At 73.1% G+C, this 13,105-nt stretch carries 14 protein-coding genes; 4 read left to right on the top strand and 10 right to left on the bottom strand.

The genetic code is table 11. The features are described from left to right. Positions 1–9: 9 nt before the first annotated feature. The 3 genes from ACWCXH_RS35120 to ssuE all read right to left on the bottom strand — a co-directional run bounded on the left by ACWCXH_RS35120 (position 10) and on the right by ssuE (position 4,289). Positions 10–2,583 (bottom strand): ABC transporter permease, encoded by a 2,574-nt coding sequence (locus ACWCXH_RS35120; RefSeq protein WP_449805586.1) that lies wholly within the window; start codon positions 2,581–2,583, stop codon positions 10–12. Positions 2,584–2,599: 16 nt separating this feature from the next. Beyond that, the gene (locus ACWCXH_RS35115; protein ID WP_449805560.1) at positions 2,600–3,385 is read right to left on the bottom strand and encodes an ABC transporter ATP-binding protein; all 786 of its coding nucleotides are present in this window, start codon (positions 3,383–3,385) and stop codon (positions 2,600–2,602) included. 337 nt (positions 3,386–3,722) lie between these two features. Continuing rightward, positions 3,723–4,289, bottom strand: a complete 567-nt coding sequence (gene ssuE, locus ACWCXH_RS35110) for an NADPH-dependent FMN reductase (protein ID WP_449805559.1) — start codon at positions 4,287–4,289, stop codon at positions 3,723–3,725. A 393-nt stretch (positions 4,290–4,682) separates the two neighbouring features. Between ssuE and ACWCXH_RS35105 the strand changes: the two genes are divergently transcribed. Continuing rightward, positions 4,683–6,017 (top strand): LCP family protein, encoded by a 1,335-nt coding sequence (locus ACWCXH_RS35105; protein WP_449805558.1) that lies wholly within the window; start codon positions 4,683–4,685, stop codon positions 6,015–6,017. A gap of 44 nt (positions 6,018–6,061) precedes the next feature. Continuing rightward, entirely contained in the window at positions 6,062–6,229 is a 168-nt protein-coding gene (locus tag ACWCXH_RS35100; protein WP_449805557.1) for a hypothetical protein, read from the top strand. Here ACWCXH_RS35100 and ACWCXH_RS35095 read toward each other — a convergent pair. After that, positions 6,226–6,813 (bottom strand): hypothetical protein, encoded by a 588-nt coding sequence (locus ACWCXH_RS35095; RefSeq protein ID WP_449805556.1) that lies wholly within the window; start codon positions 6,811–6,813, stop codon positions 6,226–6,228. The two genes, ACWCXH_RS35100 and ACWCXH_RS35095, sit on opposite strands and share 4 nt — an antisense overlap. 138 nt (positions 6,814–6,951) lie before the next feature. On the opposite strand from ACWCXH_RS35095, the gene ACWCXH_RS35090 reads away from it, so the two are divergent. Further along, positions 6,952–7,668 (top strand): phosphotransferase family protein, encoded by a 717-nt coding sequence (locus ACWCXH_RS35090; protein WP_449805555.1) that lies wholly within the window; start codon positions 6,952–6,954, stop codon positions 7,666–7,668. A gap of 87 nt (positions 7,669–7,755) precedes the next feature. Here ACWCXH_RS35090 and ACWCXH_RS35085 read toward each other — a convergent pair whose 3' ends face one another. Together ACWCXH_RS35085 and ACWCXH_RS35080 are read right to left on the bottom strand one after the other, a co-directional pair. Then, entirely contained in the window at positions 7,756–8,577 is an 822-nt protein-coding gene (locus tag ACWCXH_RS35085) for an arylamine N-acetyltransferase family protein (protein ID WP_449805554.1), read from the bottom strand. A 338-nt stretch (positions 8,578–8,915) separates the two neighbouring features. Then, positions 8,916–9,410, bottom strand: coding sequence for a peptidylprolyl isomerase (locus ACWCXH_RS35080; protein ID WP_449805553.1), 495 nt, complete (start codon positions 9,408–9,410; stop codon positions 8,916–8,918). A 198-nt stretch (positions 9,411–9,608) separates the two neighbouring features. Here ACWCXH_RS35080 and ACWCXH_RS35075 point away from each other — a divergent pair, with 198 nt between their 5' ends. After that, a complete protein-coding gene (locus ACWCXH_RS35075; RefSeq protein WP_449805585.1) occupies positions 9,609–10,001 on the top strand; it encodes a MerR family transcriptional regulator in 393 nt (130 codons plus the stop codon). 72 nt (positions 10,002–10,073) lie between these two features. Here ACWCXH_RS35075 and ACWCXH_RS35070 read toward each other — a convergent pair whose 3' ends face one another. The 4 genes from ACWCXH_RS35070 to ACWCXH_RS35055 all read right to left on the bottom strand — a co-directional run. Further along, positions 10,074–10,544 carry a GNAT family N-acetyltransferase gene (locus ACWCXH_RS35070; protein WP_449805552.1) on the bottom strand — a complete coding sequence of 157 codons (471 nt, stop codon included), beginning with the start codon at positions 10,542–10,544 and terminating at the stop codon, positions 10,074–10,076. Between the two features lie 60 nt (positions 10,545–10,604). Further along, positions 10,605–11,837 (bottom strand): beta-ketoacyl-[acyl-carrier-protein] synthase family protein, encoded by a 1,233-nt coding sequence (locus ACWCXH_RS35065; RefSeq protein WP_449805551.1) that lies wholly within the window; start codon positions 11,835–11,837, stop codon positions 10,605–10,607. A 164-nt stretch (positions 11,838–12,001) separates the two neighbouring features. Then, positions 12,002–12,856, bottom strand: a complete 855-nt coding sequence (locus tag ACWCXH_RS35060) for an oxidoreductase (RefSeq protein ID WP_449805550.1) — start codon at positions 12,854–12,856, stop codon at positions 12,002–12,004. A gap of 152 nt (positions 12,857–13,008) precedes the next feature. After that, positions 13,009–13,105: acyl-CoA dehydrogenase family protein (locus ACWCXH_RS35055; protein WP_157849844.1), on the bottom strand; the 97-nt coding region annotated here is incomplete at its 5' end.

The raw sequence follows: 13,105 nt of genomic DNA, 5'->3' as shown, positions 1-13,105 counted from the left end.
GCCGCCGGGTCAGTCCGTCGCGATGGCCGCGAGGACGTTCATGCGTCCGGCCCGGAAGGCCGGGACGAGGGCCGCGAGCAGACCGATCACCACGGAGGAGACCAGCGTCACGGCGATCGTGGTGGTCGGGACGGTGAGCGTGCCCAGACCCTGGTCGCGGAGCACCTGCTGGGCGGTGACGCCCCAGGCGAGGCCGAGCACCGTGCCGAGCACGGCGCCGAAGACCGCGATCACCACGGACTCCAGCCGGATCATCCGGCGCAGCTGGCGGCGGGAGAGCCCGATCGCCCGCAGCAGGCCGATCTCGCGGGTCCGCTCGACCACCGACAGCGCCAGCGTGTTGACCACGCCGAGCACGGCGACCGTGATCGAGAGGCCGACCAGCCCGTAGATCAGGTAGAGCAGGGTGTTGACCTGGGACTGGACGAGCTCCTTGTAGCCGGCCTGGTCCTTGATGGTCAGCTGCGGGTACTCCTTGAGCGCGTCCTGCAGGGCGGTCAGCGTCTTGGCGACGTCCGCTCCGGAGGAGGCCTTGGCGAAGAAGGTCCAGACGGGCGGCTGTTCGGCGGCCGGGACGACCTTGGCCATGGTGTCGAGGCCGACGAAGGATCCGTCGCCCAGCAACCCGCCCTTCTCGAACACCACGCCCACCGGCAGCACCTGGGTGTGGCCCTTGCCGTAGTCGACGGTCACCTGGTCGCCGACCTTCAGGCTGTGGTCCTTGGCGAAGGTCTCACCGATCCCGAGCGAACCGCGCCCGACCGAGTCCACCGAACCGGAGGTGACCGTGGGGTGGAAGTCGGCGGCGAAGAAGGTGGCCGGCACGGCAGTCAGGTCGGTCTTCGCGTTCTGCCCGCCGGGCAGTTGGACCTTCGCGTGGTTGAAGGCTTCCTGGGTGGTGATGTGGTCGACGCCCGGGGTGTGGCGCACCGTGTCCATCATCTCGGTGGTGACCGGGGTGCGGCCGCCCGAGATGATGTAGTCCACGCCCACCGACTTGTCGATCTGCGCGCCGGCCGAGGTGACCGCCGAGGAGCTGAACACCGAGGAGCCGATCACCAGCGCCAGGCCGATCATCAGCGCGGCGGCGGTGGCGCCGGTGCGGCGCGGGTTGCGCGTCGCGTTGCGCTGGGCGAGCTTGCCGGCCGGGCCGAACAGGGCCGGCAGGAGGGCGCCGAGCACCTTGATCACGGCGGTGGCCAGCAGCGGGCCGAGCACCACGACGCCGATCAGGGTCAGCAGCACGCCGAGGCCGAGGTACTGCCCGCCGGTCGCCGCCTTCTCCGCCTTCGCGGCGAGCACCAGCAGGCCGCCACCGCCCAGGGTGAGGACGAGGCCGATGACCGTCCGGACGATGTTGGAGCGCGCCTCCGCCGGGGTGCCGTGGTCGCGCAGGGCGGCCATCGGTGCGATCCTGCTGGCCCGGCGGGCCGGGATCCAGGCCGCGATGACGGTGATCAGGATGCCGACCGCGTACCCGGCGACGAAGACGTCCGGGCCGATCTGCAGGTCGCTCGCCTTGAGGTCCATGCCGATCGCGTTCATCAGCTGGATCAGGCCGACGGCGATGCCGAGGCCGGCCCCGATGCCGAGGGTCGAGCCGAGCACGCCCAGGATCAGCGCCTCGACCAGCACCGAGCCGTTGACCTGGCCGCGGCTGCCGCCGATGGCGCGCAGCAGGCCGATCTCCCGGGTGCGCTGGGCGACCAGCATCGAGAAGGTGTTGATGATCAGGAAGCCGCCGACGATCAGCGAGACGCCGGCGAAGCCGAGCATCGCGTACTTCATGAAGTCGAGGCCGCTGCCGACGCTCTTGTTGTTCTCGTCCTTCTGCTCGGCCGCGGTCTTGACCTGGTAGCCGCCGCCGAGCTCGGCCAGGGTGTCGGCCTTGAGCTGCGCGTCGCTGCGGCTGCCGTCGCCGAACGCCTCCACGGAGGTGTAGGCCGCCCCGCCGAGCAGCACCTGCTGCGCGGTCGGGGTGTCCAGGAAGGCGAGCGCCGCACCCGGGTTGGTGGTGGTGAAGGTCGCGATGCCCGCGACGGTGAACTCGTGCTTGCCGCTCGCGTTGTCGACCCGCACCTTGCTGCCGAGGCCGAGCTTGGCCTTCTTCGCGGTGTCGGCGTCGAGCACCAGCTCGCCGGCGTTCTGCGGCACGTGGCCGGAGGTGATGCGCACCGGGTTGCGCGGCGTGTCGGTCCAGTTGCCGACCAGGGTCGGCGCGCCGCTGGTCGGGCCGACCAGCTTGTTGGTGGCCGGGTCGACCAGGATCGCGTCGCCGACCATGACCTGGCCGATGGCCGTCTTCACCCCGGGCACCGCGGCGACCTGCCGGGCGAGCGAGACCGGGACGGTCGGCGTCTTGTCGCCGGGCTGCTGGTCGTCGTCCTCGGCCGGCTTCGGCGGCTGGACGGACACGTCCGAGGCGGTCGCGGCGAAGAGCTTGTCGAAGGTGCTGGTCGCGGTGTTGGAGAAGACCAGGGTGCCGGAGACGAAGGCGACCGACAGCACGACGGCTACCAGGGAGAGCGCCATTCTGCCCTTGTGGGCGAAGAAGCTCCGCAGTGACGTCTTGAGGATCATGATGTGTCGTCCCGCCCGCTCAGCTGGTGCGCTTGCCGTCGAAGCGGCGCATGCGCTCCAGGACGGAGTCGGCGGTCGGGGAGTGCATCTCGTCGACGATCACGCCGTCGGCGAGGAAGAGCACGCGGTCCGCGTAGCCGGCGGCGACCGGGTCGTGGGTCACCATGACGATGGTCTGGCCGAGTTCGTCCACCGAGCGGCGCAGGAAGGTCAGCACCTCGGCGCCGGCCCGGGAGTCGAGGTTGCCGGTGGGCTCGTCGCCGAAGATGATCTCGGGACGGGCGGCCAGGGCTCTCGCCACCGCGACGCGCTGCTGCTGGCCGCCGGAGAGCTGGGTCGGGCGGTGCTTGAGCCGGCCGGCCAGGCCGACGGTCTCCACCACCTGGTCCAGCCAGGCCTGGTCGACCCTGCGGCCGGCGATGTCCATCGGGAGCGTGATGTTCTCCAGCGCGTTCAGCGTCGGCAGCAGGTTGAAGGCCTGGAAGATGAAGCCGATCTTGTCGCGGCGCAGCCTGGTCAGCTGCTTGTCCCGCAGGCCGGTGATCTCGGTGTCGCCGATCCAGATCCGCCCGCCGCTCACGGTGTCGAGGCCGGCCAGGCAGTGCATGAGGGTCGACTTGCCGGAGCCGGACGGGCCCATGATCGCGGTGAAGCGGCCGCGCTGGATGTCGACGTCGACCGCGTTCAGCGCGGTGACCTTGGTCTCGCCCGCGCCGTACGCCTTGGTGACCTGGCGGGCCGAGGCGGCGGCGGCGGACTCGCCGCCGGGAAGCTGGGGGTCGAACACGGCTGCTGCCGTCGTCACTGGAGTCTCCTAAGGAATGGGCCCACCCGTTGACCCCCAGCCTGGTCGGCCCCACCTGTCCGGCGACATGGTGGAAGCGGTAGTCCTCGACCGGGAGTTATCCCCACCCTGCCCGGCGGACCGGGCCGTCGGCCCGACGGGACCGGGCCGTTTCCGGGGCGGGCGGGGATGTGTGAACCACGTTAGGAGCGGATGGCGCGACGCTCGTCCTCCGCCGGGATGAAGCGGCCCGACGGGAGTTGTACGGGGCGCGGCGACCCTCCCCCTAGGGGTCGCCGCCACCCTTCTCGGGGTGGCCCCGTACGGGCCCCGGTGCCGGGGCCCCGGGTGCGGCTCGTCAGCCGGTCAGAGCCGGTGCGGCCGCCGGGGCGGGCAGTCGCTCCAACGCCGTCGCGAAGGCCTGCACGACCGGGGCGAGCAGCGTCTCGGTCTCGCGCTCGACGAGGGTCTTCCCGTCCTCCCTGACGGTGATGTGGCGGTCGAGCACGAACCAGCCCTGGGTGATGTGGCCGGCCCCCATCGAGCTGAGGACCGGGCGCAGCGCGTAGTCCACGGCGAGGACGTGCGCGGGCGAACCGCCGGTGGCGAGCGGCAGGACGGCCTTGCCGGCCAGCGCGTACTGCGGCAGGACGTCGAGCAGGGCCTTCAACAGGCCGGAGTACGCGGCCTTGTAGACGGGGGTGCCGATGACGACGCCGTCGGCCCGGGCGAACAGCTCGACGGCGGCGGCGATCTCGGGATGGCCGGAGTCGCCCGAGAGCAGCGCGTGCGCGGGCAGGTGGCGGGCCTCGAACGGGATCACGTGGTGGCCGCGGGCTGCCAACTGCGCGTCCACGTGGCGCAGGAGGCGGGTGGTGCGGGACGTCGCGGACGGGGAGCCGGAGACGGACAGGACGGTGGCCATGGGTGCACCTCTGCGGGAAGCGGGGACGGCGCTGCGCGGCGGCTCTTCTGCCGCCCGGGAAAAGGGGGTTGAGGGATTCGACGGGCGCGCGTCAGCCACGACAGAGCGAACGGGACACACGCTTCAGGTCGACGTGCCGCCGACGCGTGAGAGTCCTTCGCTGGTCCATGCCGAAAATGCAAACACGGGGTGTTCGGGACGGTCAAGAATCGTTTCGGCAGGCGAGCGGCAGGGTGAGGCGGATCACGCCGGCGGCCGGGGCGGCCCACGGGAGCGCGCACGCGCGGAAGTTGCGGCGGAACGATCCGGTGCGTGCATCAAAACTGCTACAAGAGGCCTGGTGGAGCCCCCAGGGGGGAGTCAGGCCGGACGCGGTCGGGCATCCTCGACCACATGAACACGTGGCAGGAGGGCCGCCCGGGCGGCGGCGGGCACCCCTACGGCGGCAGCGGCGGCGGGAACCCGTACGGCGGCGGCAACGGGGGCGGCGCGTACGGGCGCGGCGCAGGCGGCACCTCGGCCGAGCCGCCGCTGCCGGCCGGACTGAACCCGCGCGGGCCGGGCGCCCCGGCGCCGCGGCAGCCCGAGCCCTCCCGCGTCGGCGGCGTCCCACCGCAGGGGCCCGGCCGTCCCGGCGGCCCTGGCGGTCCCGGCGGCCCTGGCGGTCCCGGCGGCCCTGGCGGTCCCGGCGCCCCCGGCGCCACCCGGCCGCCCGCGGCGGGCGCAGCCGGGCCCGGACGCTGGACGAAAGGCCGGATCGCCAAGTGGACGGTCTTCGGCCTGCTCGTCGCGATCATGGTGACGGCCGTCTCCACCTGGTTCTGGGCCGACTCCAAGCTCAACCACGACAACGTGCTCGCCGACTACCCCGGCCGCCCGGCGGCCGGCAAGGGCACCAACTGGCTGATCGTCGGCTCGGACAGCCGCGAGGGCCTCACCGACGCCCAGGAGGAGAACCTCCACACCGGCCACGACGTCGAGGGCAAGCGCAGCGACTCGATGATGATCCTGCACATCGGGGACAGCGGGAACACCCTGATGAGCGTGCCGCGCGACTCCTGGGTGTCGATACCGGAGTACAGGACGAGCAGCGGCAAGACCGTGAAGGCCACCACCTCGAAGATCAACTCGGCCTTCGCCAACGGCAACGGCCGCCTGCTGGTCCAGACCATCGAGCTGAACACCGGCATCCGCATCGACCACTACGCCGAGATCGGCTTCTCCGGCTTCGTCGGCATCGTCGACGCGGTGGGCGGCGTGCAGATGCACATCGACCAGGACATCAAGGACAAGGACTCCGGCCTCGACCTCAAGGCCGGCGACCAGACCCTCAACGGCACCCAGGCCCTCGCCTTCGTCCGCCAGCGCCACCAGATGGCCGACCAGGACCTCGGCCGGATGCGCAACCAGCAGAAGTTCCTCGCCGCCCTCGCCCACCAGGCGGCCTCCCCGGGCACGCTGCTCGACCCGTTCACCTTCTACCCGCTGGCCGACGCCGGACTCGGCACCCTGATCGTCGACAACGACACCGGCCTGACCGACCTCGGCTCGCTCTTCCTCGCGATGAAGGACGTCAACGGCGGCAGCGGCAAGACGCTCACCATCCCGATCGCCAACCCGGACTACCGCACCAACACCGGGGAGTCGGCCGTCAAGTGGGACTCCGCCAAGGCCAAGCAGGTGTTCGACGCCTTCAAGAACGACACCCCGGTGCCCGACGTCAAGTAACGAACCTCCGCGACTCGCGGTGATCACGTGAACACGATGGGCGGATGTCACTCGTCACCGCGCTGATCCACCGCCGCGACCGCCTCCTGGGCCGCCTGGCCCAGGAGGCGGTCGCGCTTCACGGAACGGAAGTGCCGGGCGCCTGCGAGATCGGGCCCGGCGCCCCGGCCCGCAAGGCCGGCCCGCGGGAAGGGGCTCGGGCCGCCGCCTAACGGGTCAGCGGCAGCAGGCCGGTGACGTACTCCGGGAAGCGCACCAGCCACTCCCCCTCGCCGCCGTCGGCGCCCTCGGCCTCCGTCGGGCCCGCGTAGCCGTAGTGGATCTCCCGGCCGCAGCCGCCGTCCACCCACCGGGCGGCCGTCAGGTGCACGGCGAGGGCGGCCGGGTGGTGCGGGTCGGGGCGTTCGAGGACGAGCTCGTGCTCGGTCTCGCCGGGGCGGAAGGCGATCACGGTCTCGCTGGTGCGCCGCCGCGGGCGCCCGTCCGCCCGGTACGTCCAGTACGCGGCGACGGTGACCGTCAGCGTGCCGTCCGGGCTCCCCGCGTCCGGACGGACGTACTCCTCGTCGGGGACCCACCGGGCGTGGTGGCGGATGTCGTCCGGGCCGCGCTTCTCGTCCCAGCGCACCCAGTAGCTCGCCACGCGCTTGACCGTCATCACCTCGCGCGAGACGCGGACCGGGACGCGTGCCGGGTTGGCCGGCTCGCCCGCCGTGACGGAGACCACCGTGACCTGCTCGTACGTCACCTCGGCGTCGTCGAGGCCCTGCCCCATCGCTTCCATCGGCTGCTCCATCGGTGAACCACCTTGGCGGAGAGTGGAGTTGAGCGCGACTCGGCCGCGCACGGAGAGCCTACGGCGACCGCGCGGACACCCGGAGTGATTGTGTGATTCCGGCCCGAACCGATCGGGCCCGGCGCTACCCTGCCCCGCGTGGACGAACGAAGCGGCGCGGGGCCGCTGCTGGGCCGCGGACGGACGGCGGACGTCTTCGCCCTGGACGACCGGTGGGTGCTGCGCCGGTACCGGGACGGCAGCGACGCGTCCGGCGAACTCGCCGTGATGCGGCACCTCGCGGAGCACGGCTACCCGGTGCCCGCGGCGGGCGCCGGGGCCGCGCCCGGCGAGCTCGTCCTGGAGCGGCTGACGGGCCCCACGATGCGCGAGGCGCTCGTGGCGGGCGACATCGCGCCCGAGGCGGCCGGCGGGCTGCTGGCCGGACTGCTGCGCCGCCTGCACGCCGTCCCGGCCCTCGCGGGCGCGGACCCGGCCCACCGGATCCTGCACCTCGACCTGCACCCGGAGAACGTCCTGCTGACGCCGCGCGGGCCGGTGGTGATCGACTGGGCGACGGCCGCCGAGGGCCCGCCCGCGCTGGACACGGGCACGTCGGCGCTGATCATGGCCGAGGTCGTGCTCGCGCTGCCCGCCGACCTGGCGGCGGCCGCCCGGGCCGTCCTGGCCTCGCTGGTGCGGCACCTCGGCGGGCCGGGCGACCTCGCCGCCGCCCGCGCGCGCCGGGCCGCGAACCCCACGCTGGCCGCGGCGGAGGTGGCACGGCTCGACACGGCGACGGCGCTGGCGCTGGCGCTCAGCCGGGGAACCCCCGCCGCCCGCCCGGAGCACGGGCGTGGCGGCTCACCGGCCTGACGGCCGGACGAGGGCCCGTGCTCCCGGTCGTACGGCTGGGGGGGAGCGTCGCCGCGCAGGCGGGGTCCGGGGACGGGCCCCCGGCGCTCAACCCCGCGGACCCGGGATCGCCGGGAGGCGGTCCAGGGTGATCCCGAAGTGGGCGCGGTAGGCGGCCAGGACCTCGTCGTCGGCGAGGGTCAGCTCGGTGCGCTCGCCGGCCGGGGTGGTGGTGATCAGGCGGCTGCCGCCGAGGGTCACCCGGCCGCCGTCCGCGGTGAGCATCGAGCAGGTCGCCGACCGGGTGAAGTGGGAGTCCGGCGAGGTGGTCTGCCACCAGCAGGTCGGACCGAAGTCGGCGAGCTCGAACGGGCGCAGGCCCAGGCGGTACTGCGGCTCGCCGTCCAGCAGGACGTCCAGGTCGTCGTGCCCGCCCGTCGGGGCGAGGGTGAACGTGCCGTGGGCGTCCGCCTGTTCGGCGCGCTCGTCGAGGCGCAGCGGGCCGCGGCTGAAACGGCCGAAGCCGACGTCGACCAGCCACGGCTCGTCGAGGTCCACCCGCAGCGCGAGGTGGTCGAACGGCGGGCCGGGCCGCTCGCCCTCGAAGACGCGGCCGGCCAGCAGGCTCACCCGGTAGCCGAGCGAGGTGAGCAACTCGGCGAAGACGCCGTTGAGTTCGTAGCAGAAGCCGCCACGACGGCGGGTGACGACCTTCGCCACCAGGGCGCCGGGGTCGAGGACGACGGGCTCGCCGAGGTGGATGCTCAGGTTCTCGAACGGGACGGTGCGCAGGTGCGCGAGCTGAAGCCGGGCGAGTGCCTCCGGGGAGGGCGCGCCGGGGTCGGGGAGGGCTATGCGGTCGAGGTAGGCGGACCGCTGGGCGGCGGTGAGGCCGGCGTACGGCTGCTCGGAGCGTGGCGCGTGATCCATCCGGCCATTCCACCCGGGCGCGGGCCGCAGGGCCATCGTCTTTGGGTCCTACGTCCTCGCCGCATCCTCACCGGGTCCTCGATGCTGGGAGTGGGAAGCCGGACGAGGACCGGCCGGCGCAACGGCAGACCTTCGAGTCCCGGGCCTGGAAGCCGGCCCGCTCGCAGAGGCGTCACCCTTTCGCGTGAACTCACATGAGATGAAGGGGAGTTCACGCCAACCGGGAGGTCCGCAAACGCCACCGCCCCGGAGTGGGGAGCCGACGGATCCGACTTTCCACGACGGGGCGGTACGCGTTACCGGGCCGGCCGGGCCGGAGCCCGGCCACTCACCGGTGATTACTCGACGATGCCGGACTTGGCGATGGTGACCTTGGCCGAGGTGCGGCCGCTCTGCGAGCCCTTGGACTCGATGAGCTTCACGAGGTCCATGCCCTCGACGACCTCGCCGAAGACGACGTGCTTGCCGTCCAGCCACGGGGTGGGGATGGTGGTGACGAAGAACTGCGAGCCGTTGGTGTTGCGGCCGGCGTTGGCCATCGAGAGCAGGCCGGCGCGGGTGTGCTTGATCTCGAAGTTCTCGTCCGCGAACTTCTCGCCGTAGATGCTCCGGCCGCCGGTGCCGTTGTGGTTGGTGAAGTCACCACCCTGCAGCATGAACTCGGGGATCACGCGGTGGAAGCCGGAGCCCTCGTAGCCGAAGCCGTTCTGGCCGGTGGCGAGCTCGCGGAAGTTGCGGGCGGTGACCGGGACGACGTCGTCGTAGAGCTTGAAGACGATCCGGCCGGCGGGCTGGTCGTCGATCGTGATGTCGAAGAAAACGTTGGAAGCCATGCAGGGATCATGGCACGACCGGCGGGCCGACGCGCGGCACCCCCGGCCGGGCGCCGGGCCTCGCCGCCGTGTTATCCGGCCCGTCCGGCGCCATCGGGCTCATCCGGTACCGCCCCACCGCCCCGGACGCGGAAGCTACCATCGGCTTCGGCATTCGAGCGGACGCGGATGTCCGATCATGGCGACGGGGCGGGCGGCATGCGGATCGGTGAACTGGCCAGGCGCACGGGCGTCAGCGAGCGCTCCCTGCGCTACTACGAGAAGCAGGGCCTGCTGGCGCCCGAGCGCACCCTGGGCGGGCACCGCGACTTCCCGGACGGCGCGGTGGACCGGGTCGTCCTCATCCAGGAGCTTTTCGCGGCCGGACTGCACAGCCGCAAGATCTACGAGATCCTCCCCTGCATGCGGGACTCCGACGGCGGCCCGAGCGAGATCGCCACCCCGCTCCTGGTCGAGGAGCTCACCGCCGAGCGGGAGCGGATCGACCGGATGATCGCCGACCTGGTCCGCTCGCGCGACGTCCTGGACGAGGTGATCCAGACCGCCTCCGGCCGCCCGCCGCTCGGCACGGCCGGACGCGAGGCGCGCTAGCAGTCGCGGCTCGCACGGCCGCCGCCGACGCCTGGGACGCCGAACTCGCGCCCTTCCCCGGCCGCTGACGCGTCAGGCCAGCTCCAGCTCCGCCACCGCCTCGTCGCCGCTCATCTCGCCCGTCGGGCGGAAGCCCAGCCGGGCGTAGAAGGCGGCGGGGCCCTCCGGGCCGGGGACGTAGGTGACGGTGACGCGGGTGCCGCCGCGGCGGCGGATCTCGGCGCACACCTGCTCGACCGCGAAGCGGCCGTAGCCGCCGCGCTGCCGGTCGGCGTCGACGAGGAGGCGCCAGAGGCCCGAGCGCGGCCGGTCGCCCGGCTGGTCGGGGTGGAACCTGACGTCGAAGAAGGCCATCACGAACCCGACCATCCGCTCGCCGTCGAAGATCAGCCGGGGCCACGCGGTGTCGCCGTGGGCGTACGCCTCGGCGAGGGACTTCACGACCGGAGAGACCAGCCCCTCCTGGTCCGGCCGCACGCGCAGGGCGAGGGCGGCGTCGATGGTGGCGGGGGTGACCGGTTCGAGGCGCAGGGCGGAAGACATGGCGGTCAGCCTACGAAGCGAACGGCCGTGCGTCGCCCGGTTTTTCAGCGCCCGCCCGGGTCAGCGCGCGAACACCAGCGAGACGTTGTGCCCGCCGAAGCCGAACGCGTTGGTGAGCGCGACCGGCACGGGCCCGGTGCGCGGCGCGCCCGCGACGACGTCGAGCTTCACCGCCGGGTCGAGCCGCTCCAGGTTCGCGGTGGCCGGCACGATCCCCTCCCGGACGGCGAGGACGGCCGTGAGCGCCCCGAGCGCGCCGGCCGCGCCGAAGAGGTGCCCGGTGAGCGACTTGGTCGCGGTGACGGCCGGGTGGAGGCCGATCGCCTCGGTGACCGACTCCGCCTCCGCGAGGTCGCCGATCTGGGTGGAGGTCGCGTGGGCGTGGACGAGGGCGACGTCCTGCGGGGCGAGCCCGGCCTCGGCCACCGCGCGCCGCATGGCCCGGACCTGGCCCTCGGCCGCCGCCGCGGTGATGTGGTGGGCGTCGGAGGTGACGGCCGCGCCGGCGAGGGCCGCGTGGGTGCGGGCGGCCCGGGCGGCGGCGAACTCGGCCCGCTCCAGGACGAGGACGACCGCGCCCTCGCCGATCACGAAGCCGTCCCGGTCGACGTCGAACGGCCGGGACGCCCGGGTGGGCTCGTCGTTGCGGGTGGAGTGGGCCTTCGCCTGGGCGAAGCCGGCCATCGGGAGCGGGCAGATGCAGGCCTCGGCGCCGCCGGCGACGACGACGTCGGCGCGGCCGAGCCGGATCAGGTCGAGGCCGAGGGCGATCGCCTCGGCGCCGGAGGCGCAGGCGCTGACCGGGGTGTGCGCGCCGGCCCGCGCGCCGAGCTCGATGCTGACCCACGCGGCCGGGCCGTTGGCCATCAGCATGGGCACGGTGTGCGGGGAGACCTTGCGGACGCCGGAGGCCTCCAGCACGTCGTCCTGCGCGAGCATGGTGACCGCGCCGCCGGTGCCGGTCCCGATGACGACGGCGAGGCGCTCCGGGTCGACCTCGGGCGAACCCGCGTCCGCCCAGGCCTGCCGGGCGGCGATCAGCGCGATCTGCTCGCAGCGGTCCAGCCGCCGGGCCTGGACGCGGTCCATCACCTCGGACGGCTCGACCTTCAGCCGGCCGGCGATCCGGGCCGGCAGGTCCGCCGCCCACGCGTCCTCGATGGCCGCGATGCCGGACTGGCCGGCCAGCATCCCGGCCCAGGTCGAGGGGACGTCGCCGCCGAGCGGCGTGGTCGCCCCGAGACCGGTCACGACCACGCGGCGGGCGTCGGCGGCACCACTGTCGGCATTCATGAAATCTTTCCCCCTACGTTTATGGAGAGGCCACAAATCAAAACCGCCCTCCGGGCCGATGGGCCCGAAGAGCGGTTGAACCCTGTGCCACTCTGACAGGGGATTGAGGGATCATCAGGGGTCGAACAGCACCGATTCGGACGCAGTCCCTTTGTAGGTTTCCCCTAGTTTGCGAAGTCAGTACCGCGACCGACCCGCTCCCACTCCTCGACCTCCTTGCGGGCGTTGTCGAGGTTGCCCAGGATCCCGTCGACGGCGTCGTTGCCGAGCGCGAGCCGCAGCGGGGTGCGCTCGGCGGCCAGGGCGGCGAGGATCGCGGCGGCGGCCCTGGCCGGGTCGCCGGGCTGCTTGCCGTCGGAGTCCGGCAGGCCGGTGCGGACCGGGCCGACGACCGGCTCGTAGGCGGCGATCGGGGTGGTGCGGGCGAGGGCGCCGCCGCCCGCGAAGCCGGTCCGGAACGCGCCCGGCTCGACGATCAGCACCTTCACGCCGAACCCGGCGACCTCCTGCGCCAGCGCCTCGGACAGCCCCTCCAGCGCGAACTTGGTGGCCGAGTACGCGCCCACGCCGGGGAACGAGAACCGCCCGCCCATGCTGCTCATCTGCACGACCGCCCCCGAGCCCCGCTCCCGCATGTGCGGCAGGACGGCCCGGGTGAGCGCGGCCGGCCCGAAGAAGTGCAGCTCCATCAGGTCCCGCAGCTCGCGGTCGGCGCACTCCTCGACGGCGCCGATCAGGCCGCGCCCGGCGTTGTTCACCAGGACGTCGATCCGGCCGAACCGGGACAGGGCGTCCTCGACGGCCGCCGCGATCTGCGCCGGGTCCGTCACGTCCAGCCGCACCGGCACGACCCGCCCCGGGTGGGCGTCGGCCAGCCCCTTCAGGGTCTCCGGCCGCCGGGCCGCGGCCACCACGGTGTCCCCGGCCGCGATCGCGGCCTCGGCGATCGCCTGCCCGAACCCGGAGTTGGCCCCGGTGATCAGCCAGACCCGGCCGGTGGTCTCCCCACGAGCGGTCATCTGCGTCTCCTCCGTACTCGGTTGCCCTACAGGAAAGTTGACGATCATTTATACGACACCGCGGCGGTACCGGCCGGACCCGCCCGGAAACGCAGGAGCCCCCGGCCGATCGGAATCGGCCGGGGGCTCCTGGATGTCCGAGGTCGCGCGCGTCACGGCAGGTTGCGGGCCATGACGATGCGCTGGACCTGGTTGGTGCCCTCGTAGATCTGCGTGATCTTCGCGTCCCGCATCATCCGCTCCACCGGG

The sequence above is a fragment of the Kitasatospora sp. NPDC001660 genome (genome assembly GCF_053596725.1).
Note: the sequence above shows the minus strand (reverse complement) of the source record. Positions and strands in the feature narration are given on the sequence as shown.

Excerpts from the sequence above, each read along its gene's own strand:
- ACWCXH_RS35105 (WP_449805558.1), top strand. The coding sequence starts at position 4,683 with ATGAACACGTGGCAGGAGGGCCGCCCGGGCGGCGGCGGGCACCCCTAC.
- ACWCXH_RS35080 (WP_449805553.1), bottom strand. The coding sequence starts at position 9,410 with ATGGCTTCCAACGTTTTCTTCGACATCACGATCGACGACCAGCCCGCC.
- ACWCXH_RS35070 (WP_449805552.1), bottom strand. The coding sequence starts at position 10,544 with ATGTCTTCCGCCCTGCGCCTCGAACCGGTCACCCCCGCCACCATCGAC.
- ACWCXH_RS35100 (WP_449805557.1), top strand. The coding sequence starts at position 6,062 with ATGTCACTCGTCACCGCGCTGATCCACCGCCGCGACCGCCTCCTGGGC.
- ACWCXH_RS35085 (WP_449805554.1), bottom strand. The coding sequence starts at position 8,577 with ATGGATCACGCGCCACGCTCCGAGCAGCCGTACGCCGGCCTCACCGCC.
- ACWCXH_RS35075 (WP_449805585.1), top strand. The coding sequence starts at position 9,609 with ATGCGGATCGGTGAACTGGCCAGGCGCACGGGCGTCAGCGAGCGCTCC.
- ssuE (WP_449805559.1), bottom strand. The coding sequence starts at position 4,289 with ATGGCCACCGTCCTGTCCGTCTCCGGCTCCCCGTCCGCGACGTCCCGC.
- ACWCXH_RS35095 (WP_449805556.1), bottom strand. The coding sequence starts at position 6,813 with ATGGAGCAGCCGATGGAAGCGATGGGGCAGGGCCTCGACGACGCCGAG.
- ACWCXH_RS35060 (WP_449805550.1), bottom strand. The coding sequence starts at position 12,856 with ATGACCGCTCGTGGGGAGACCACCGGCCGGGTCTGGCTGATCACCGGG.
- ACWCXH_RS35065 (WP_449805551.1), bottom strand. The coding sequence starts at position 11,837 with ATGAATGCCGACAGTGGTGCCGCCGACGCCCGCCGCGTGGTCGTGACC.